Below are 21,952 nucleotides of genomic sequence, written 5' to 3' on the forward strand. Positions count from 1 at the left end.
TCAGTCCACCAGACCGGCGTAGACATGCTGCACGTCGTCGTCGTTTTCCAGGCCGGCCAGAAAGTCCTGCACTTCTTCCTGCTGCTCGGCGGACAGGCTGGACATGCTGATGGGGTTCTTGGCCTTGTAGCCCAGCTTGGCCGACAGCACCTTGATGCCATGAGCGGGCAGAGCCTTGCTCACCAAGTCCAGATCGGTGGACTCGGTGATGAACAGCGTCACGCCTTCGTCATCAGCAGGCTCGAAGTCCTGGGCACCGGCTTCGATGGCGGCCATTTCCACGTCGGCGCCGTTTTCGGGTTCGCCTTCGATCATGCCCACATGGTCAAAGTCCCATGCCACGGCGCTCATCTGGCCCTTGCGGAAGCACACGCGCATATTGGGGGCCGTACGGTTGGGGTTGTCGGTCAGGCACTCGACCATCACGGGCACGCGGTGGGGGGCGTAGCCCTCGAACAGCACGCTGGAGTAGTTCACGGCGTCGGCGCCAGCGCCCGAGCCCTTCTTGATGGCGCGATCCAGCGTGTCCTTGGGCATGGAGGCCTTGCGGGCTGCTTCCACCGCCATGCGCAGGCGCGAGTTGGCAGCGGGGTCGCCGCCGCCCAGACGGGCGGCGACCATGATTTCCTTGACCAGCTTGCCAAACAGCTTGCCCTTGGCATCAGCGACCAGCGCCTTGCCCTTTGCTTTCCATTGCGCGCCCATGGGTGCGATTCCTTGTTGATTTGGTGGGGGATGGACGCACAGCGCACCCATCCGCAGAAAAACTCGAACCGCAATTTATACACCCGCCAAGCCGCCAAGGTTGGCCTGTTGCCAAGTTCTTGACATGGCTTCATGCCAAAGCCGGCCGATACGCCTCCTCGCACCCGCTCAACCCAGCAGATTTTTGGAGCGAAGAAGATTCAGATGGATCCAGGGTAGAACGGTCGCCACCAGGCCTGCCAGCGCCAGCAGCCAGGAGTCGAGGTTCAGCTACGCAGCCGCGCTGGAGATCGTAGACAAGCTCTTAGGCCGCCCAGAACCAGGCACATAGCGCGGCCAGGGTTGCGGCCGGTGCAGCCACTGCCACCACCCTGGGCATGACAGCAAGTCCTGCCACTGTGAGCAAGGCTCCGGCGGACAAGTGGCCCAGCCAGGCCACCATGCCGACCTGGCCGCCCCAGGCCTGCACGCAAGGGCCGGCGGCAGTTGCCAACAGCAACACACCACCAGCGCGCAACATTCGACAGCGCCAGGGTGTCAAGTCCAAGCGGCAGTCCAGTGCTCCATGGTGGCGCTCCATGGCCAGCGCGAGGGTCGCCATTCCAGCAAAAGCCAGGGCCCAGGCCAGCAGCGATGCCATCAAGGTCGTCATACGCCCTCTCCCCTCTGCTCCTGTGGCTTCAGCTGCCCTACCTTTTGATGTGTAGGGACTCTGGCTACCTTGGGTTGGGACATTGCGCGCAACGCCAGCAAAGCCAGCACGCCAAAACTGAGCGCTACCAACTCCACCCCGGCGCTTTCCCAGTCGCCGCGATCTATCTGGGCCAGCACATGGTCGCCCACGGACAGGCCATTGAGCACAGGCAGCAGCAGGCACAGGGCGGCCAGGGCCGCCAGTTGCTCTTTCCAGGCCGCAACGGGTGGTCGGCACAGGCCGTGCATCAGTGCCAGCAACCACAGACCAAAGAACACGGCCAGCTCCCCGTCATGGCGATGCGCCAGATCCAGCGGCAGCAGGCGGTTGGCCCATAGATAGCCAATGCAGGCCAGCGCCAGCCCGGCAATGGCAGCCACATTCAGCGCCTCTATCCACCGGTACACCCTGGCCGTGGCCCGGCCAAACTCGCCCTGGTGCCTGGAGCGGCGCTTGACCATGAACAGCACGGCCCCTGTGGCCAGCATGGCCGAGCCCGCCAGGCCGCACAGAAAGTACAGCCACTTGAGCGCCAGCCCGCCGTACTTCAGTGTGTGCAAGCTGCCCATGACGGACTTCGCCAGCGCAGCACCGCCGCCATCCACCTGGCCTGGCAGCCGCACCTGGAGCAACTCGCCAGTCGCAGCCGAAAACAGGGCCATGCCGCTGTTCTCGTTCAGGCGCCGCAGCAGACTTTCCTCATCGTTCCAGCCATATACGCCAATACGGGCCTGTGCATCACCGGGGTGCTCAATCACCACGGCTCGCACGGGCTGGCCCATGAGCTGTTGGCCACGCTGCACGAATGGCTCCAGATCCGGCACGGCCATGGGTTGGCCGGAGCGCGCCGGCTTGCCGGGCTCGTTCAACGCCGCGTAATAAGCCCGGACCCCGTCCTTGCCCTCGCAAAAAAAAGCATGTACGCCTGTCGGCATAAAGCTCACGCCGGAGATCGCAAGGCCGGTATAGACAATCATCAGCTGAAAGGGCAAGGTCAGCACGCCGGCGGCGTTGTGAGCGTCCAACCAGCTGCGCTGCCCCTTGCGCGGGCGGAAGGTGAAGAAATCCTGAAAGATGCGCCGGTGCGTGATGACCCCGCTCACCAGAGCCACGAGCATGGCCAAAGCGGCAATGCCCACTAGCCACAGCCCCACATTCCCAGCATGCAGCCGGTAGTGAAAATCGACAAAATGGTGACCGCCCAGCGTGTCGCGCCCCGTCTTGGGGCGGGCCGACAGAGCTTCGCCGGTCACCGGATCCAGGCGCGCCTGGGCATAGGCACGGGCGGCATCAAACCAGTACACGGTCAGATTGCCCGCGCCCCGTGCATCGGCCGGCCACAGCTCCCACATCTCTGCGCCAGGATGATGCTGCTCCATATACGCCAGCCCCCATGCCAGGCGCTGAGCCATGGTGCCCCCGCTGTCTCCCGGTGCTGCGTGCCGCGCAGCTGCTTCTTCGGCATGGTGCTCAGGCGTCATCCAGTGGCTGATGGGCTCCTCGAACACTGCCAGCGTGCCAGTCAGAAAGATGGCGAACAGCAACCACGAAAACCACAGTCCGCACCAGGTGTGCAACCAGGCCTGCGCCTGGCGAAAGCGGCCCTGACCCGCGCCGCGACCAGAAGCGGTGGTACCCATATCAGCCGCCTCCCGCAGGGCCCAGCACCACGCTGGCCGCCAGCAGCAGAGCCACCAGCGTCAGCAAGCCACCCCAGACGCGGCTTGGTGACACTGGCGAGAAAGCCCAGATCACTGCCGCCACATGGGCCGCAAAGCTCCACTGGATGCCGGCCAGCACGGCTTCGGCACGGGGCGCCGGCAAGACCGCGCCCAGCCACAGGGCCAGTGCGCTGGCGAGTGCATAGCCTCCCAGCACCGCAGCCAGCAGGCGAGACAACAGAGACAGGCCCGAATGGGCGGCGAAGGAAAGAGTCATGCTGCGGTTACCTCGAGCTGAATGCGAAAAGCCAGTGAATCAGGAACAGAAACAGCGATGCGGCCGCCTCTGGCAGTGGCTAAGGAGCCATGCCTGGCAACCAACCAATCAGAAGTCGTAACGTGCGCCCAGACTCACGCTGCGCGGTGCGCCCCAGGTGTAGTACAGGCCGCCCAGGCTGCTGACACCGGAGAAATACTGTTTGTCCAGCGCGTTGTTCACGTTCAGGCTGAAGGACAGGTGCTTGTCCACCTGGTAGCGCGCCATCAAATCCAGCACGGCATAGGACTTTTGCCCCAGGGAGTTGTGACTGTCGCTGACCGAGGTCTTGCTCTGCCAGCGGGTCGATGCACCCACGGTCAAGCCACGCAGCGCGCCATGGTCGAAGCGGTAGCTACTGCCCAGCTTGAGCTGGTGCTTCGGGTACAGGCTGGCGCTGGACAGCGAGTTGTTTTGCTGCACAAGACTGCCTTGCACCTGCCAGCCCCGGGCCAACTCGCCAGACAGCTCCAGCTCCCAGCCATGCCGGGTAGCGCTGTTCACCGCCCGGTAAGCCATGTCCCCGCCGGGCGTGAAGCCGCCAGTCTCCTGCGCCGTATTGATGGTCTTCATCCAGAAATGGGCAATGCTGGCGTTGAGTCGCTTGTCGAAGAACTCGCCCTTGGCGCCCACCTCATAGGTCTTTCCCTGCTCTGGGTCCAGCACCCGGCCCTGCTCGTCCTGGGCACTTTGCGGCTGGAAGATGGTGGCGTAACTGCCATAGAGCGACACATTGGGGTTCAGCTCGTAGACCAGGCCCGCATAAGGTGTGTTCACCGTCTCGCGCATATCGTAGTTCCACCAGGTCGGCGTCACATCCTGCTGGCGATACTGAGTCACACGCAGGCCCGCAATCAGCTGCAAGGGGTCGCTGAGTCGAAAACGGCCCGCGGCATAGGCGTAGCGCTGGCGCTGGTTGAATTCATGCCGGTCGTATTTCCAGTTGCTGAAATCGGGTCGCAACAGCGCGCCGCCACCCTGAGCATAGACCAGCCCCAGATTGGCCAGCGAAGCATTCTTCGAGCTGCCATAGAGCAGACCGCTGTGGTAGCGCGACATGCCCACGCCAGCCAGCAGCTCATGGGTGCGGCCCAGCAGGGTGAACGGGCCTTTGACGTCCAGATTCACCGACCAGTTGCGGTTTTCCACGTCCTGCCAGGGCAGGTAGGCCGCTGTCGTGCTGTTCCACAGATAGCCCAGCGTCATGTCGTCCATGGTCACACGCTGATGGAAGAACTTGAGCGTTGCCGTCCAGTCATGAGCCAGTCGCTGCTCGATGCTGCCGAACAGCTCGCTGCTCTGCTGCTCATAGCCCGACCAGGGTGCGCCGTTGTTGAACGAGCCCGGCAACCATGCCACTTCCGCGCCGCTGCTGGTGTAGCGCTGGTTGGGGCGGGTCGTGCCGAAACCGCGGGCCTCGCGCTGGCGCAGGGTGAAGCCCAGATTCACCTGCGTATCGGGCGTCAGGTCCGCTTCCAGCGTGCCAAACAGCATCTTGCTGCGGCTTTTTTCGTGGTCGCGAAAACTGCCTGCATCCGTCATGGACGCCACCACACGCCCACGCAACGTTCCGGTCTCGTTGAGCGCACCGCTCACATCGGCCTGGGCACGATAGGTGTCCCAACTGCCCGCATTGACCCGCATGCTGGCCTGGAACTCGCGTGTGGGGCGCTTGCGAACCACATTGACGGTGGCGCCATAGCCGCCCTTGCCCACGACCAGACCTGACGAGCCTTTTAGCACTTCGACACGGTCCATTTCCGCCATATCGTCCAGCGCGTACATGGTGCTGGTGACAAAGTACCAACCATTGGTGAGCTGGGCCATTCCATCGACCTGCAGGTTCACCGTCGAGCCACGGGCCTGAAAATCGGTGGCATTGTTCTGGCGATAGACGCCGATGCCCGGTGTCTGCTCCAGCACCTCGGTCAATGTCTCAAGCTGGAAGTCATCCATGCGCTGGCGGGTCATCACGCTCACCGATTGCGGCGTCTCGCGCAGCGACAGACCCAGCCCCGTAGCCGTGCGGCTGGGGCCAGTCTGGGTATAGCTTCCCGTGCCTTCCGTTTCTGCGCTGCGCTCAACCAGCGCTGTCACCTGTACCTCGGCCAGACTGGCCTCCTCACGGGAGACTGGTGCGGCGGGCTGCTTTTGCAGGCTGTAGCTCCCGTCGGGGCGCTGCACCAGGACAAGTGGGCTACTTGCCAGCAGGCGCCGCAGCGCTTCATGGGGCGTGAAACTGCCAACGACGGCGGGGCTGCTCAGTCCCTGCGTCAGCGCGGGGTCAAACGACAGGGCCACACCAGAGGCCGCAGCCACCTGCGCCAACGCACGACCCAGTGGGCCGGCGGCAATCTGGTAGCTCTGGACAGTTGCTGAGGCCGCAGATGCGGATGCTGGTTGGGCCGAATGGGCAGCGCCAGCCGCCAGGGTGCAGCCAAGCACGGCCAGACGCACAGCCTGGGCCACCGGATGAAAAACAGGGCGCGAAGCCTCGAAAGCGGGCATGAAGAACGGTCCTTGCGCAAAAGTGAAGAGATGGGTTTCACCTCCTTTGCCAAGCGAATCGAAAAAAAGTCTCAGGGGAAATGCAAAAAACTACGCAAAGACTGGCGCGAGGGAGCTGCCATAGAGGAAACAAGCTCTCGACAGCGCCCGGCCGACAGCACCTAACGGGGCAGCAGCGTGACCCAGTGTCCCCGCCAGCGCTGGCGCACCTGGATGGGATAGGTCGCTTCCAGCATGGCCAGGGCGCGATCGATATCGGTGAGCGGATAGGCACCCGAAACCCGCAGCCCCGCCACCTCGGGCGCACACTGCAAGATGCCGCTGCGGTACCGCGACAACTCCGCACAGACATCGGTCAGCGACAGGGCATCAGCCATCAACATGCCATGCACCCAAGCCTGTTGCGGCGGCGAAAGCGGTGTCAGTGGCGCCAGGCCCTGCTTGCTCAGCTCAGTCTGCTGACCGGCTTGCACCACGGCATGAGGGGCCAACTCGCCGGACAGCGTTACTTCCACCGCGCCCTCGGTCACGGCCAGATGCACCGCAGCCTCGGTGCTGCGCACCGTAAAGCGCGTCCCCAGCGCCCGCAGCCGCCCCCGACTCGTCTGCACCGCAAAAGACCGCTGCAGACCGCTGGGATCGGGTGCGGTTTCAATCGAAATAGCCCCGTAACGCAGATGAATCAAGCGTTGCTTGCTATCAAAAGCAATGTCTACGGCGGTGTTGGTGTCCAGCAGCAGCCGACTGCCATCGGCCATGGTCAGGCGGCGCTGCTCGCCGGTGGCCGTGCGCATATCGGCGCTCCAGCCTTGCGTATCCACCACACGCCAGCCCAGCCAGCCTGCCGGGGCCACAGCCAGCAGCAGGGCCAGCTTGGCCACCACCTTGCGGCGGGAAGCCGCGGCATGGCGCACCGGGCGGTCCAGCACGGGCATGGCCCAGCGAGCGGACAACTCCCCAAATTGGTTCATCAGCAACTCTGCACGGGCCCAGGCCTGGCGATGGGCCTCACTGCAGGCATGCCAGCGCTCGAAATCTGCGCGCTCGGCCGCGCTTAGCTCCTGGTCATGCAAACGTACCAGCCAGTCGGCGGCTTCGTCCAGAATACGGCTATCAATGGGACCGTACGGTCTGACACTCGACACCATGGCCCGGCTCACTCCATCAGTTGCAGACATTGGCGAAATGCCTGCGCCATATAGCGCTTGACGCTGCTCAGCGACAGTTGCAGCTGCAGGGCAATCTCTTCGTACTTCAGACCATCTAACTGCGAGAGCAGGAAAGTGCGGCGTACCAGCGGTGGCAGTGTGTCGAGCATGGCGTCGATCTGTTGCAGCGTCTCCAGCACCAGAGCCCGCTGCTCAGGCGATGGCGCCTCGGGTTCAGGCAGCAGGGCCAGCGCTTGCAGATAAGCCTGCTCCAGTGCCTGACGCCGGTACCAGTTGATCAGCACGCCCTTGGCCACGGTCGTGAGATAGGCACGCGGTGTTTCTATCGCCTGCACATCCCTCGCCCCCAGAATACGCACGAAGGTATCCTGGGCCAGATCCGCGGCATCGCTGGCATTGGCCAGCCTTCGATGCAGCCAGCTCTGCAACCAGCTGTGATGGTTGATATAGAGGCTGGCAAGGTCCCTCGAAGAGGACTGGGAGCGGTAAGGCATGGCGAACCCGGATGATGAACGAAAAGCAAACACGAATAATTCTTATTTATTCTATTTCATCGACCGCCAAGGCTGCGCCTATTGATACATTTCCGTAACACTACCCAGACGATTTACCCGCTGTTGTGGTCCATCGCCATCCAGTAAGTCGGTTCAGAGAAAAACGGCGTAAAGCATGCGGGCCTGCCAGCGCTTGGACCGCTCCGGCAAAACGCATAATCGACGCCACTTCAGGACTCGGATCGATTTTTTATGCTCAACGCCTTGTGGCTGGGTTTCTTTCTGGTGGCAGCCGTGGCCGCATTCGCGCAATGGCTGATAGGCGGCCAGGCCGAGGTGTTTGCCACCATGGTGCAGGCCTTGTTTGCCATGGCCAGGCTCTCGGTAGAAGTCATGGTGCTGCTGTTCGGCACGCTCACGCTGTGGCTGGGCTTTCTGCGCATTGCCGAAAAAGCCGGCATCGTGGAGTGGCTGGCGCGCATGCTGGGCCCGCTGTTTGCCAAGCTCATGCCCGAGGTACCGCGCGGCCACCCGGCCCTGGGTTTGATCACGCTAAACTTCGCTGCCAACGGCCTGGGCCTGGACAACGCGGCCACGCCCATGGGCCTCAAAGCCATGCGCGCACTGCAGGAACTCAACCCGCGCCCGGACACCGCCACCAATGCGCAAATCCTGTTCCTGGTGCTCAATGCCTCCTCGCTCACGCTGCTGCCGGTCACCATCTTCATGTACCGGCTGCAGCAGGGCGCGCCAGACCCCACACTGGTCTTTCTGCCGATTCTGCTGGCCACCTCGGCTTCCACGCTGGTCGGTCTGCTGAGCGTGGCCGTGGTGCAGCGGCTGCCGATTTTCAGCCCCGTGGTGCTGGCCTATCTGCTGCCCGTGGCGCTGGCCCTGGCGACCTTCATGGCTTTTCTCACCACGCTGAGCGCCGCAGCGCTGGCGCATCTGTCCTCGCTGATGGGCAATCTCACGCTGTTTGCGCTGGTCGTACTGTTCGTGGCCCTGGGCGCGTACAAAAAGGTGGCCGTGTACGACAGCTTCATCGAAGGGGCCAAGGAAGGCTTTGACGTGGCCAAGGGGCTGCTACCCTATCTGGTGGCCATGCTCTGCGCCGTGGGCGTATTCCGCGCCTCGGGGGCGCTGGAATATGTGCTCTCGGCCATACGCTGGGTGGTCGATACCGTGGGCCTGGATGCGCGCTTTGTCGATGCCCTGCCCACGGCACTGGTCAAGCCCTTCTCGGGCAGCGCCGCGCGCGCCATGCTGATCGAGACCATGCAAAGCCATGGCGTGGACAGCTTTGCCGCGCTCACCGCCGCCACTGTGCAAGGCAGCACCGAGACTACTTTCTACGTGCTGGCCGTGTACTTTGGCGCCGTGGGCATACAGCGGGCTCGCCATGCCGTGGCCTGCGCCCTGGTGGCCGAGCTGGCCGGCGTGGTGGCCGCGATTGCCGTGTGCTACCACTTCTTTGGCTGATACCTGGCAAGGATGGCTGCATGACAAATTCAGAACCGCTGTTCGAGCGTTCCTGGCAGCGCGCCTGGCAAGGGCTGGGGGTCACACCGCCCGCGGGCCTGCTGCCAGCACTGCTGGCCGCTTACGCCGAGCCCCAGCGCCACTATCACACACAGCAGCATCTGGCCGAATGCCTGGCGCACTTCGAAGCCGTGCAGACACAGGCGCTGTACCCGGCCGAAGTGGAGATTGCGCTGTGGTTCCACGACGCCGTCTACGACGTCAAAAGCAAGGACAACGAGCTGCGCAGCACCCAATGGGCCGTCCAGGCCCTGGGCGAGGCCGGCCTTGCCGAAGCCATCTGCGGGCGCGTGCATGAACTCGTCATGGCCACGCGCCACGAAGTCCTGCCCGAGCATGACGATGCGAGGCTGCTGGTGGACATAGATCTTGCGATTCTGGGCGCGGACTCCGAGCGCTTTGCCCAATACGACGCCCAGGTGCGTGCCGAATATGCGTGGGTGCCGTGGCCGATCTATGGCATCAAGCGCAAGCAGGTGCTGCAGGGCTTTCTGCAGCGCAAGGCCATCTACGCAACGCCGTATTTCCACGCCCGGCTCGAGCAGCAGGCCCACGCCAATCTGTGCCAGGCCGTTGCGTCGTAAACATCTGCTGAGCTGGCCTTTAATGGCGAGCGCCATGCACGGTTGCTGATTGCTGCCGCCGATCACGGCGCTACAATCCATGCCATGTCGCGTGCGATCCAGAGACTTTCTCTGCGGAGCGCGGTGCTGCTGCTGATCATGGTGGCGCAACTGCTGATTCCGCTGCTGCACGGCCATTTCGGAACCCCGAATCAAGCTGGCCTGCATGTGCACACGACGCCCTCGAGAATGGCTGATTCTCATTTCCATCTTTTCGCCGCGCACGACTCTGGCGACGACCTGCATGAGCATCTGGCCCAGGCCGAGCCTTTCGAGGTCGATGTCCAGGATGCGCTGCAACCCCTGGATCTGCTCCCCCTGCCACTGTTGGCCGTCATAGGCCTGGCCCTGCTGACTTTGGGCCTGCGCGCCGCGCGCATGCGCTGCATCGCCCCCCGGCCCGCACCGCGGCCCGAACCCGCGCGCCGGCTTTCGCTCTGGCGCGGCCGCGTGATACGGCCGTCACCGGCCCAGGCCCCGCCTCTCGCCTCCTGACCTCCCAAGCCTTGCACGGGCTTGCCAGCATCCCTGCACGCGCGGGGATGGCTTTCATTGTTTTTCCGGAGTCAGGAATGTTCTTCCACCGATGGCTGCTGGCGGGCGCACTCGCGCTGCCGGCTTGCGTCCCCATTTTTGCCATGGCCGCCGAGGCCGTGACCCTCACCCCCGAGCAGGCGCAGACGCTGGGCGTGCGCTTCCAGTCCATGCAGAGCTCTGCCGAGCTCGAAATAACGGCCCATGCGCGCGTGGTGCTGCGGCCCGATGCCCAGGCTGTGGTCGCCGCGCCCTATGCGGGTGCCGTGCCGCGCGTGCTGGTGGCCCTGGGCCAGACGGTGCGCGCCGGCCAGGCCGTGGCCGTATTCACCAGCTCCCAGCTGTATGAAGCGCGGCGTGCGCTGGCCGAGGCCGAGTCGCAGTCACGCCTGGCCCGGCAATCGCTGGCGCGCGACCGATCGCTGTACGACGACGGCATCATCGCAGCCAGCCGCTGGCAGGCCACCCAGGCCCGTGCCACGGAAGCCGCAGCCATGACCCAGGCCAGACGCGCCGAGCTGGCGAGCAGCGGCGTGACGCTGGCGGGCAACGAGGCCCAGCTGCTGACGCCTCGCGCCGGCATCGTGACCGAGGTCTTGGCCCAGCCGGGCGCGCGCGTCGAGGCTTCGGCGCCGCTGGTGCGCGTGGCCGACCCGAAGGCATTGGAGCTGGACCTGCTGCTGGGCCGTGAAGTGCCGCTGCCCGCCATCGGCGACCGCGTGCAGGTGGGCTTTCGCGGCGCTGCGGGCCAGGTCGCGGGCATGGCGCCCGTGGGCGATGGCTCGGCCGGCATGCGCGTGCGCGTGGCCTTGAGCAAGAGCGGCGATCTGCGCCTGGGCGAAAGCGTCACGGCCACGCTGGCCCTGAAGAATGCGGCCCAGACCGGAGAACGGCTACGCATTCCGGCCGCAGCACTTGCGCACTGGCAGGGCCAGACCGGTGTGTTCCTGGCCACCGACAAAGGCGTGCGCTTTGCTCCGCTGACGCTGGAAGCCAGCGACGAAGCCACGGCCGTGGTGCGCGGGGCGCTGCCGCCCAAGGCGCGCATTGCGGTCACCGGCATCGCCGCGCTCAAGGGCTTGCTGTCCGGAGGTGAGTGATGCTGGCCAGACTGATCGATTTCTCGCTGCGCCAGCGGGCTCTGGTGCTGCTTGCGGCCCTGGCGCTGGCGCTGGCCGGCGCCAGGGCCTATGTCCATCTGCCCATTGACGCTTTCCCCGACATCTCGCCCACCCAGGTCAAGGTGATCCTCAAGGTGCCGGGCATGACGCCCGAGGAGGTGGAGCAGCGCGTCTCCACGCCCGTGGAGCAGGAACTGCTGGGCCTGCCACACAAGACCATTGTGCGCTCGGTCTCCAAGTACGGCATCAGCGACGTGACGGTGGACTTCGCCGAGGGCACGGACGTGTACTGGGCACGCCAGCAGGTGTCCGAACGGCTGGCAGGCATACAGCGCGAGCTGCCGGCCACGGCCGAAGGCGGGCTGGCCCCCATCACCACGCCGCTGGGCGAGATGTTCATGTTCACCATTGATGGCGAGGGCTACTCTCTGGCCGAGCGTCGGCGCGTGCTGGACTGGGTGATACGCCCCGCCCTGCGCACCGTGGCCGGCGTGGCCGATGTGAACGCACTCGGCGGTGCGGTGCGCGGCTACGAGGTGATTCCCGACCCGGCCCGGTTGCGTGCGCGCGGCGTGACACTAGACCAGTTACGCCAGGCGCTCGAAGCCAACAACCGCAATGACGGTGCAGGCCGCCTGGACCGCGGCGAGGAGCACTGGGTGGTGCGCGTGGAAGGCGGGGTGCGCGGGCTTGAAGACCTGCGCGCCATCGTGGTCGAGCCTGCCCGGGAGGGACGCGCCGCGGCCACCGTGGGCGATGTGGCCACGGTGCGACTGGGCGAGGCCACGCGCAACGGCGCCGTGAGCCGCGACGGCCAGGGCGAGGCCGTCGAGGGGCTGGTGCTGGGCCTGCGCGGCGTGGATGCGCGCAGCCTGGTCGAGGCCGTGCAGGCCAGGCTCGACGAGCTCGCCCCGCGCCTGCCCCGGGGCATGAGCACCCAGGTGTTCTACAACCGCGGCGAGCTGGTCTCGCGCGCGGCCGGCACCGTGGTGCGCGCGCTGGTCGAGGCCAGCCTGCTCGTGGTGGTCACGCTGTACCTGTTCCTGGGCGGCGTGCGTGCCGCTCTGGTGGTGGCGGCCACGCTGCCGCTGTCCATGCTGGCCACCTTCTTGCTCATGCACTATGTGGGCCTGACCGCGAATCTGATGAGCCTGGGTGGCCTCGCCATCGCGCTGGGCATGCTGGTCGATGCCTCGGTGGTGGTGGTGGAAAACATAGAGACCGCGCTGGCGCACAGGCCCGACGGCGCAACGCCGGCACAGCCCGCAGACCGTCTGGCCCTGATCCGGGATGCCGTCTCCGCCGTATCCGCGCCCATGCTGGCCGGGGTGTCCATCATCGCCATCGTGTTCCTGCCGCTGCTCACGCTGCAGGGGCTCGAGGGCAAGCTGTTCTCCCCCGTGGCGCTGACCATAGTCCTGGCCCTGGGGGCTTCGGTACTGATAGCCTTCACCGTGGTTCCGGCGCTGGCTTCGCTGCTGCTGCGCGCCCATGCCGGCGACGCGCCCTGGCTGATGCGCAAGCTGGGCCATGGCTTTGCACGCCTGCAGCTCTGGAGCCTGGCGCACCGCCCCATGGTGTTCGGCATCGCGGTGGCGGCGCTGGCGGCCGCCGCCGCCCTGTATCTGTCGGTGGGCAAGACCTTTATGCCCACCATGGACGAGGGCGATCTCATCGTCCAGCTGCAGAAGGCGCCCTCCGTCTCGCTGGCCGCCTCGCTGGACATGGACCGGCGCGTGCAGCAGGCATTGCTCAGGGAGGTGCCCGAGATACGCTCCATCGTCGCGCGCACGGGCTCGGACGATCTGGGCCTGGACCCCATGGGCCTCAACGAGACCGACACCTTTCTGGTGCTCAAGCCGCGTGCCGAATGGCGCGGCAGCAAGGAAGACATTGCCGTCGCCATACGCCGCGTGCTCGAAGGCTTTCCGGGCCTGATCTACGGCTTTACCCAGCCCATAGAGATGCGCGTGTCCGAGATGCTGACCGGCACGCGTGGCGACGTGGCCATCAAGATCTTCGGCGCTGACCTGGCCAAGATCGATGCGGCGGCCCAGGCGATTGCGGCCAGCATGCGCGCCGTGCCCGGGGCCTCCGAGGTCATCGCGCCCAGCAACAGCGGCGTGCAATACCTGCAGGTGGTGCTCAACCGCGCCGCCGTCGGCCAGTCGGGTTTCTCCGGCGACGCCTTGCAGGCCCAGCTGCGCGTCCTGGTCGAGGGCGAGCGCATAGGCATCGTGCCCGAGGGCATGGTGCGCACGCCGCTGCTGCTGCGCGGCGGCACGGCGCTGCGCCAGTCCCCCGAAGGTCTGGCCGGCCTGCTGGTGACAGCGCCCGACAGCACGAACTGGCCGCTGACCTCGCTGGCCACGCTGGCCGCCCAGGACGGCCCGGTGCGCATAGACCACGAGGACGGCGCACGCTTTGCCGTGGTCCAGGTAAACGTCGAAGGGCGCGACCTGGCCGGCTTTGTGCGCGAGGCCCAGGCCGCCGTGGCCAAGGACGCCAGCCTCAAGGACCTACGCATCGTCTGGGGCGGCCAGTTCGAGAACCAGCAGCGCGCGGCCGCTCGGCTGGCACTGGTGGTGCCGCTGGCGCTGGCCGCCATCTTCGTGCTGCTGGTGCTCACCTTCCGCTCGCCGCGGCAGGCGCTGCTGGTCATCGCCAACATTCCGTTCGCGCTGGTGGGCGGCATGGCGGCGCTGCGCGCGGCGGGGGAATACCTGTCGGTGCCGGCCTCGGTGGGCTTTATCGCGCTGCTGGGCATTGCCGTGCTCAACGGCGTGGTGCTGGTCTCGCACTTCAACGCGCTGCTGGCGGGCGGCATGGAGCTGACCCGGGCCGTACGCCAGGGCGTGCGCGACCGCTTGCGCCCCGTGCTGATGACGGCCTGCATCACCGCACTGGGCATGGTGCCCCTGCTGCTGGCCAGCGGGCCGGGCTCGGAAATCCAGCGGCCGCTGGCCGTGGTGGTGGCCGGCGGCCTGGTCAGCTCCACGGCGCTGACCCTGTTGCTGCTGCCGCTGCTGTTCGAGCGCTTCGGCGTTCCCCGCGCAGCCAAGGAGTCTCAAAAATGAGAGCTATCAGCACTTTACAGACAAGGGCTGAATGCCTTTTTTACCGAGTTTTCAAGAAGATGAGCATGAAACCTCTGCTGCCTGTCTGGGTTGCGGCCCTGCTGCTGGCGGGCGCGGCCCAGGCCCAGAGCTATCTGCCGCCCGAGGCTGCGGTGCGCCAGGCCGTGGAGCAGTCCCCCACGGTGCAGGCCGCCGATGCGGCCCGGCGCGGCACCCAGGCCAGAGCCGACGGCCTGCGCGCCGGCCCGCATGAGACCGTGGTGCGCGCCATAGGCCAGCGCCGCTGGGTGCGCGATGGCTCGGGTCAGCGCTTTGGCGAAGGTCAGATCGCCATCGAACGCCCGCTGCGCCTATGGGGCAAATCCGAGGCCGATGCCGAGCTTGCCGACGCCACCCTGGCCACGGGCCGCGTGGCCGCGCAGGACGCACGCCACGAAACCGCGCGCCAGTTGCTGACGCTGTGGTTTGCGGCGCTGCGCGCGAGCCAGGCCCGCCAGGCCGCGCAGGACAATGCGAGCGCGGCCGCGGAGCTGGCGCGCATTACCGAGCGCCGCCTGCGCGCGGGCGATGCAGCCCGGCTGGAGGCCGAACTAGCCGCGGCCGAGCAGGCTCGCATGCAGGCCGCGCTGGCGGCCGCCGAGGCGACGGAAACCGCGGCCCTGGCAGAGCTGCAGGCACGCTTTCCCGGCCTATGCCCGCAGCGCTGCGCGCCCGCCGAAGCCCCGGTCGCCTTGCCCGAGCCGCCGACCCAGCCAGCGGCACCGTCTGTGACCCAGATGCGCGCCCACTATATAGAGCACAGCCATGAGTACCTGCTGGCCCAGGCCGAGGAAGCGCTGGCACTGCGCCAGGCCCGCCGCACCGACCTGGAGCGCCACCCCGACCCCACGGTCGGCGTGTTTGCCACCAGCGAGCGCGGCGGCGCCGAGCGCCTTGCCGGTGTCAGCCTGAGCCTGCCGCTGGGTTCCGTCCACCGCGAAACCCAGGCCGCTGCGGCCCTAGCCGATGCCGACGCAGCCCTGTCGCGCCGCCTGGCCGCCGAGCGGCGCCTGGGCGCGGAGTTCGATGTGCTCTGGAGCCTGCTGGGCGGCAAGCGTGCGGCGGCCCAGGCCCAGGCCCGGGCCGCCGCGCTGCAGCGCAGCGCTGCCGACCGCGCGCTGCGCGCCTACCGTGCCGGTGAATCGGGCTTGAGCGAGCTGCTGGCCGTGCGCCGCGTGCTGGCCGACGCGCTGCTGGCCGAGCGCCTGGCGCGCAGCGAGGCGCTGGAGAGCGACAGCCGCCTGCGACTGGATCTGCACGAGCTCTGGGACTTCGACGATTGATCTCCACTCCGGGCCGTCTCGGCGTCTTGCCCCAAGGACCTGATCGCGCCGACCTTGCTCCCGGCGCGATCAATGACAGACATCAATAAGCTGTTTAACTAAAGCGAAAAGAATCCATCATGACCCGTTCAGACAACTACCCCCGCCCCCTGGTGCTGCTGCACTGGCTGGTCTTTGCCGCGGCCGCACTGGCTGTGGCGGCCATAGAAATCAAGGGCTTTTTCCCCAAAGGCTCGCCCGAGCGCGCGCAGATGACTCTCTGGCACGAAAGCTTCGGCCTCGCCGTGCTGCTGCTTATGACGCTGCGCCTGATGGTGCGCGCCAGCGTCAAAGTGCCGCCGCTTCCGCCCGGCCCGCGCTGGATGGAGCTCTCAGCCCAGGCCATGCACTGGCTGCTGTACCTGCTGATGTTGGCCATGCCGGTGCTGGGCGTGCTGGCCCTGGCCTGGTCGGGCAAGCCCGTACCCTTCTTCGGAGCGTCCTGGACGCTGCCGCTGACGGTGGATGTGCCGCTGGGCCGCAGCCTCAAGAATATCCACGAGGCGGGCGCCAACCTGGTGTTCGCCGCCGTGGGCCTGCATGCGGCGGCCGCACTATGGCATCAGTTCGTGCTCAAGGACGGGCTGCTGCGCCGCATGAAATAAGTACGACTCACGCAAATCAGGTTCAGGCAAGACGTTTGCCCTATGGAAATGCCTCTGATGCAGCCTTGTTTGCGTAAGTCCTCAGAAGTACCTCTGGCCGGCCCCTGCTGCGGGCCGACCTCAAGCCTCAATCCGCTTCCGGCAGGATGGCGTCGGCGTAGTCGTAGAGTTCGCCCAGGATCTCCTCGCCGCGCTCGTCGGCGGTTTCGGACAGGGCGTCGATCATGGCGAACATCTGTTCGGCCGTGCGCGCCCCGCCCTCACCTTCGATCAGGCAGGCGGCGCGATGCTGCTCCCAGCGCCGCTGCTCGGCCTCGGTCAGCGTCTGCGGGAAATTGCGCGCACGGTAGCGCCAGACCAGCTCCGTCAGGCGCGCATCGTCAAAGCCCGTCTTGTCCAGCGCCAGTTCCTGCGGAGAAAGCTTTTTGATCTGCAGGAGGCGGCGGCGGTCTTCATTGCCCACGAAGCCGCCATACAGGTCCTGGTCGGCATCCAGCGGCTCTCCTGCCTCGCGCGTGAAGACGGCCTTCCATTGCCCGCTCATGTCGGGCAGGTCGCGGGCAATCGCCGCATGCTGCATCGCCAGCGCCATGTCCACGCCCCATTTTTCGGCCATGGCCGGGCTCAGGGTCTTGAGGCTTCCCACCACCATGGGCGACTTGTTGACATGGATGCTCTTGATGGGCAGGCGGCTCACGCCCTCGGGCAGCTCGGCCTGGCGCGTGAACATTCGCAGGCGCAGGTCGTCGATGCTGATGCCGGCCAGCTCGCTCGGGTCGGCGGCCAGATCCCAGCAGATCACCTCGTTCTTGTTCGTCGGATGCGTGGCCAACGGCCACATCACGGCCAGACAGCCGCGTGCGGGGCTGATCATGCCAGTCACATGCAGAAAGGGCCGCGCATGCTCCTGTGTGGCGGGCAGGCCCATTTCGCGCAAGGCGCCGTCCTTTTTATGCAGGCCAAAGGCAAAGTCGAACAGGCGTGGCTGCTTGTCACGGATCAGTCTGGCCAGGGCAATCGTGGCACGCACATCGCTGAGCGCATCGTGGGCCTGCTCGTGCAGCAGGCCATTGGCGCGCGCCAGATCCTCGAGCTTGAAGCTCGGCGTGCCGTCTTCCTTCTTGGGCCACTGAATGCCGTCGGGGCGCAGCGCATACACCATGCGCACCACATCGAGCAGATCCCAGCGGCCGCAGCCGTTCTGCCATTCGCGCGCATAGGGATCGATGAGATTGCGCCAGAACATGAAGCGCGTGATCTCGTCGTCGAAGCGTATGGTGTTATAGCCCACGCCCACGGTGCCAGGCTGGGCCAGTTCGGCTTCGATGCGGGCCGAGAACTCGACCTCGGGAATGCCTTGTTCCAGTGCCCGCTGGGGCGTGATACCCGTGATCAGGCAGGACTGCGGATCGGGCAGATAGTCGTTGGCCGGCTGGCAGTACCACATCACGGGCTCGCCGATTTCGTTGAGCTCGGCATCCGTGCGGATGCCGGCGAACTGCGCAGGCCGGTCGTAGCGCGGCTGGGCGCCAAAGGTTTCGTAGTCGTGCCAGAAGAAGGTATGAGCCATGGGCCCGAAGTATGCCTGCGAACCGGCACAGCTTACGGCTTGCGGCCCATCAACTTCATGCCTTTTTGGCCTCTAGCGCTGATGGGAAAAGCGCAAGCAGCTATCAATATGATTGTTTGACCTGCTCCCAATTCAAGCCAAATTTGTGCAGAAACTTGCGCAACCTGTCCGCGTCGTTGACCACGGCTTTTTGCTGGCGTGACTGGTCAAACAGCTTGCGCCCCGCATCGGACAGCGTGCTCGATACGCGGCAGACGGCAATCACGGACTGCAGCTGCAGTCGATCAAACAGGTCCAGCTGAGCCACCGCGTCTTCAGGCAGATAGTCGGCCAGACTCAGCTCGGCAGGAGGCAGATGGCTGGCCTGAGAGTGTTGCCACAGCCAGCCCAGCCGGCCAATCTCGGCCTGCACCTGCTCTATGGTGATGCGGCCGCTGTCGGCCAGCGTGGCCAGACGCGTGATACTGGCCGAGAGGTCGCGGAAATTGCCACTCCAGGGCGCGGCGGCAGATTTGGCAAATTGCAGATAGACGGCCCTGGCCTCGGCGTTGAAGCGCACGGCGCTGCCGGTCTCGCCCGCCGCACGCAGCAACAGATGATCGATATTGGGCTCCAGGTCCTCGGGACGCTGTGCCAGGCCCGGCAAGGTATAGGACCAGAGATTGATACGCGCAAACAGATCTTCGCGGAAACGCCCTTCGGCCACATCGACGCGCAGATCGCGGTGAGTGCCGGCGATGAGCTGGAAGTCGCTGCTCACCTCCTTGTCGCTGCCCATGGGGAAAAAGCGCTTTTCCTCCACAGCCTTGAGCAGCATGGCCTGCTCGTCCGGGCCCAGCTCGCCGATTTCGTCCAGGAACAGCACTCCCTCATGCGCGGTGCGCAGCAAGCCCGCGCGGTCTGCCGCCGCGCCCGTGAACGCCCCTTTCCTGTGGCCGAACAAGGTGGAGGCCGCGCCATCGCCGCGCAGTGTGGCGCAGTTGACCTCGACAAATTCGCCCTGCACCTGATGGCGGGATTTTTTCAGCTCATAAATGCGCCGTGCCAGATGCGACTTTCCCGCGCCCGTGGGGCCGGTGAACAGAATGGGCGCGCGCGAACGGATCGCCACGCGCTCTATCTCTTCGATCAGCCTGTTGAACTGCGGGTTGCGCGTGGCGATGCCATTCTTGAGGAACTCCAGCGCCTCGGTCTGGGCCTGATGGAAGCGCTGAGCCAGGGCCTCGTAGCGCGACAGATCCAGGTCGATCAGAACCATGCTGCCCGGCGATCCTGCCTGCTGCTTGCGCGGCGGCGAGGTCTGCAGCAGCACGCCCGGTATCTGGCGCGACTCCACCATGAGGAACATGCAGATCTGCGCAACATGGGTGCCCGTCGTGATGTGTACCCAGTAGTTCTCGCGCTCGGTGTCAAAGCGATAGTTGCGTGCCCAGTCATAGAGCGCGGCATACATCTCGCCAAAGTCCCAGGGGTCCTGGACTTCCGAACAGACCAGATTGACCTTGGTTTCCGGCGAGACATTGGAAATGTCCTGCACCAGGATCTGGGCCAGCTTGTCATGGCGGCTGGAGTACAGCAGCTCCAGCCTGTCTATCACGGTGTCTTCATGCTGCATCAGCGACACCGTGGGCCGCCATTTCTCCCAGCGCCCCGCACCCTGCCCTGAATCAAGCTGCGTGCCCATGAAACCTATCACCACGTTCTTTTTAGACATATTTTTTTAGATAAATTTCTATATTTTTATCTATTTTCTCAGAACAATCGCAAAACCTCAATTTCTTCAAAAAATCAATGAAAAAGAGATTTTTTGAATGAATTCAACAACATAACAATCAAGAAGACCATCCACAGAAAAGTTGGCACACCACTTGCAATAAGGAAAGCATCTGCAAGTTGAATGCAAACAAGGAGAACACAAATGGTCAACACGCAACTGTTTCAAACCCGCCGCGGCGCACTGGCTACGGCCACCAACACGATCAACCATGAAGGCGCTGGCGCCTATGCGTACAGCCCCCGTCACCAGTTGGCCCAGATGGCCGTGACCGGCTGCCTGAGCCAGACTTTCTATGCAGGCGGCCAGGATCAGCTCGACCAGCTGGCCAATCTGGTGCTGACGGTGGACAGCCGCTTTACGGCACAGACGGCGATCTATGCCCGCCAGCGCGGCTATATGAAGGACATGCCTGCCGCTCTGGCTGCAACCCTTGCCGTATGGGATACCGCGCTGCTGGCCCAGGTGTTTGGCCGCGTGATCGACAACGGCAAGATGCTGCGCAACTTTGTACAGATCGTGCGCAGCGGCGCCATGGGTCGCAAGTCCCTGGGCTCTGCCCCCAAGAAGCTGGTGCAGAACTGGCTGCTGAACGCTAGCGAAAAGCAGCTGCTCAGCGCAGCCGTGGGCAACCAGCCCTCGCTGGCCGATGTGGTGAAGATGGTTCACCCCAAGCCTCAGGAGGCCTGGCGTGCAGCCTGGTTTGCCTGGCTGATCGGCAAGCCTTTTGATGAGGCGGCGCTGCCACCCGTCACCCAGGCTTTTGAACGCTTCAAGCGTGATGCTGCCCAGGGCCTGGTGAGTTCCGAGCTGCCTGAAGTACCGTTTCAGATGCTGACCGCACTGGAGCTGAACGCCCGGCAATGGGCGCAGATTGCCCGCAACGGCTCATGGCAGATGGTGCGTCAGAACCTCAACACCTTTGCACGCCATGGCGTGTTCGAGATCCAGGGGATGACGGATCTGATCGCCCGCAAGCTGGGAGACGCCAGCGCCGTGGCCAAGGCCCGCGCCATGCCCTACCAGTTGCTGTCGGCCTACCAGGCTGCTGGCGAGCAGGTGCCCGCCCTGGTGCGTGATGCCTTGCAGGACGCCATGGAGCACGCAATTGCCAATGTGCCCCGCTTTGCGGGCGCCGTGGTGGTATGCCCCGATGTCTCCGGCTCCATGCAAAGCCCTGTGACTGGCTACCGTGCAGGCGCCACCACGGCAGTGCGCTGCATCGACGTGGCAGGCCTGATGGCCGCCGCCGTGCTGCGCAAGAACAGCACGGCACGCGTGCTGCCTTTCGAGCAGAAGGTGGTGAAGCTGCAGCTCAACAGCCGCGACTCGGTGATGACCAACGCCCACAAGCTGGCAAAGATCGGCGGCGGAGGCACCAACTGCAGCGCACCTTTGAAGCAGCTGGCCGATGAGAAGACGCAGGTGGATATGGTGATTCTGGTCTCGGACAACGAGTCCTGGGTCGATGGTGTGCGCCGCGGTGCCACCGAGACCATGTTGCAGTGGGGGCGCATCAAGCAGCGCAACCCCGATGCCAGGCTGGTATGCATCGATATGCAGCCCTACGGCACGACGCAGACGATGGAGCGCACCGATATCTTGAATGTCGGCGGCTTCAGCGATGCGGTATTCGATGTGGTGGCGAGTTTTGCCGAAGGCAAGCTTGGCGCCGATCACTGGGTCGGCGAGATCGAGAAGATCGCGATCGAAGCCCAGTGAAGCAAACGGAAAAATTGAGGATAAGTGGAGAAGTTAGTGGGTGCGGCAGCGAATGCCCGCAGGAGTACAGCACCATTAGCCACGCGGACCTGCAAGTCTGCAGTTGCTGAAACATGCAACCGGCGCTCTTGTGAATCTGGTCGCTGTTGCATCCCACCTTATTGAAGCGCTCATCTGCCACTGGCGAATGCCGGTGGGACTACATTCCAAACTGTCACGTCTCACCAATTCCTGGTCGCCAGCGACGGATGTCCGATTGAGTTTGAAACGGTTTTGAATGACTGGCTGCGAATGCCGGTGGAACTACATGGGGACTTGAGGTCGCGGGTTCGATTCCCGCCAGCCTGGCAAACCGGGCTGTAGCTCAGTGGCGGAGCGCAGGTGAATGTTTCACCAAATCCTTGTCGCAGCAAGGCATTCATCACCATGGTTTGAGTTTGGCGCGAATGCCAGCAGGACTACATCCGGATGCCGGG

General features: G+C 64.9%; 17 protein-coding genes. 8 read left to right on the forward strand and 9 right to left on the reverse strand.

From position 1 onward, the window contains the following. The 7 genes from QMY55_RS13750 to QMY55_RS13780 form a co-directional block, all read right to left on the reverse strand. On the reverse strand, nucleotides 1–705 hold the full coding sequence (locus QMY55_RS13750) for a YebC/PmpR family DNA-binding transcriptional regulator (RefSeq protein WP_283484763.1): 705 nt from the start codon (nucleotides 703–705) through the stop codon (nucleotides 1–3). Between the two features lie 304 nt (nucleotides 706–1,009). After that, complete coding sequence (locus QMY55_RS13755; protein WP_283484764.1) at nucleotides 1,010–1,357, reverse strand: DUF3325 domain-containing protein; 348 nt, start codon at nucleotides 1,355–1,357, stop codon at nucleotides 1,010–1,012. Further along, nucleotides 1,354–3,039 carry a PepSY-associated TM helix domain-containing protein gene (locus QMY55_RS13760; protein WP_283484765.1) on the reverse strand — a complete coding sequence of 562 codons (1,686 nt, stop codon included), beginning with the start codon at nucleotides 3,037–3,039 and terminating at the stop codon, nucleotides 1,354–1,356. The genes QMY55_RS13755 and QMY55_RS13760 overlap by 4 nt, the downstream gene beginning before the upstream one ends. 1 nt (nucleotide 3,040) lies before the next feature. Further along, complete coding sequence (locus tag QMY55_RS13765) at nucleotides 3,041–3,337, reverse strand: hypothetical protein (RefSeq protein ID WP_283484766.1); 297 nt, start codon at nucleotides 3,335–3,337, stop codon at nucleotides 3,041–3,043. Between the two features lie 108 nt (nucleotides 3,338–3,445). Further along, nucleotides 3,446–5,884, reverse strand: a complete 2,439-nt coding sequence (locus QMY55_RS13770; protein WP_283484767.1) for a TonB-dependent siderophore receptor — start codon at nucleotides 5,882–5,884, stop codon at nucleotides 3,446–3,448. 161 nt (nucleotides 5,885–6,045) lie between these two features. After that, on the reverse strand, nucleotides 6,046–7,062 hold the full coding sequence (locus QMY55_RS13775) for a FecR domain-containing protein (protein WP_283484768.1): 1,017 nt from the start codon (nucleotides 7,060–7,062) through the stop codon (nucleotides 6,046–6,048). Next, nucleotides 7,041–7,547, reverse strand: coding sequence for a sigma-70 family RNA polymerase sigma factor (locus QMY55_RS13780; RefSeq protein WP_283484769.1), 507 nt, complete (start codon nucleotides 7,545–7,547; stop codon nucleotides 7,041–7,043). Before QMY55_RS13780 ends, QMY55_RS13775 begins: the two co-directional genes overlap by 22 nt. A gap of 252 nt (nucleotides 7,548–7,799) precedes the next feature. On the opposite strand from QMY55_RS13780, the gene QMY55_RS13785 reads away from it, so the two are divergent. The 7 genes from QMY55_RS13785 to QMY55_RS13815 all read left to right on the forward strand — a co-directional run bounded on the left by QMY55_RS13785 (nucleotide 7,800) and on the right by QMY55_RS13815 (nucleotide 16,410). Then, a complete protein-coding gene (locus tag QMY55_RS13785; protein ID WP_283484770.1) occupies nucleotides 7,800–9,029 on the forward strand; it encodes a nucleoside recognition domain-containing protein in 1,230 nt (409 codons plus the stop codon). Nucleotides 9,030–9,049: 20 nt separating this feature from the next. Continuing rightward, a complete protein-coding gene (locus tag QMY55_RS13790; RefSeq protein ID WP_283484771.1) occupies nucleotides 9,050–9,673 on the forward strand; it encodes an HD domain-containing protein in 624 nt (207 codons plus the stop codon). An 84-nt stretch (nucleotides 9,674–9,757) separates the two neighbouring features. Further along, the gene (locus QMY55_RS13795; protein WP_283484772.1) at nucleotides 9,758–10,207 is read left to right on the forward strand and encodes a hypothetical protein; all 450 of its coding nucleotides are present in this window, start codon (nucleotides 9,758–9,760) and stop codon (nucleotides 10,205–10,207) included. A gap of 77 nt (nucleotides 10,208–10,284) precedes the next feature. Continuing rightward, on the forward strand, nucleotides 10,285–11,346 hold the full coding sequence (locus QMY55_RS13800) for an efflux RND transporter periplasmic adaptor subunit (RefSeq protein ID WP_283484773.1): 1,062 nt from the start codon (nucleotides 10,285–10,287) through the stop codon (nucleotides 11,344–11,346). After that, nucleotides 11,346–14,444 (forward strand): efflux RND transporter permease subunit, encoded by a 3,099-nt coding sequence (locus QMY55_RS13805; RefSeq protein ID WP_283484774.1) that lies wholly within the window; start codon nucleotides 11,346–11,348, stop codon nucleotides 14,442–14,444. Before QMY55_RS13800 ends, QMY55_RS13805 begins: the two co-directional genes overlap by 1 nt. A gap of 65 nt (nucleotides 14,445–14,509) precedes the next feature. Continuing rightward, nucleotides 14,510–15,766: a TolC family protein gene (locus QMY55_RS13810; RefSeq protein ID WP_283484775.1), complete on the forward strand. Its 1,257-nt coding sequence runs from the start codon at nucleotides 14,510–14,512 to the stop codon at nucleotides 15,764–15,766. A gap of 119 nt (nucleotides 15,767–15,885) precedes the next feature. After that, a complete protein-coding gene (locus tag QMY55_RS13815; RefSeq protein ID WP_283484776.1) occupies nucleotides 15,886–16,410 on the forward strand; it encodes a cytochrome b in 525 nt (174 codons plus the stop codon). Between the two features lie 127 nt (nucleotides 16,411–16,537). On the opposite strand, the gene sbcB is transcribed toward QMY55_RS13815, so the two are convergent. Together sbcB and rtcR are read right to left on the reverse strand one after the other, a co-directional pair. Next, a complete protein-coding gene (sbcB, locus tag QMY55_RS13820) occupies nucleotides 16,538–17,980 on the reverse strand; it encodes an exodeoxyribonuclease I (protein ID WP_283484777.1) in 1,443 nt (480 codons plus the stop codon). A gap of 103 nt (nucleotides 17,981–18,083) precedes the next feature. Beyond that, a complete protein-coding gene (rtcR, locus tag QMY55_RS13825) occupies nucleotides 18,084–19,694 on the reverse strand; it encodes an RNA repair transcriptional activator RtcR (RefSeq protein ID WP_283484778.1) in 1,611 nt (536 codons plus the stop codon). Between the two features lie 204 nt (nucleotides 19,695–19,898). On the opposite strand from rtcR, the gene QMY55_RS13830 reads away from it, so the two are divergent. Beyond that, nucleotides 19,899–21,476, forward strand: coding sequence for a vWA domain-containing protein (locus QMY55_RS13830; protein WP_283484779.1), 1,578 nt, complete (start codon nucleotides 19,899–19,901; stop codon nucleotides 21,474–21,476). The last annotated feature ends 476 nt before the right edge of the window (nucleotides 21,477–21,952 follow it).

This window comes from Comamonas resistens, from assembly GCF_030064165.1.
GTDB lineage: Bacteria > Pseudomonadota > Gammaproteobacteria > Burkholderiales > Burkholderiaceae_C > Comamonas > Comamonas resistens.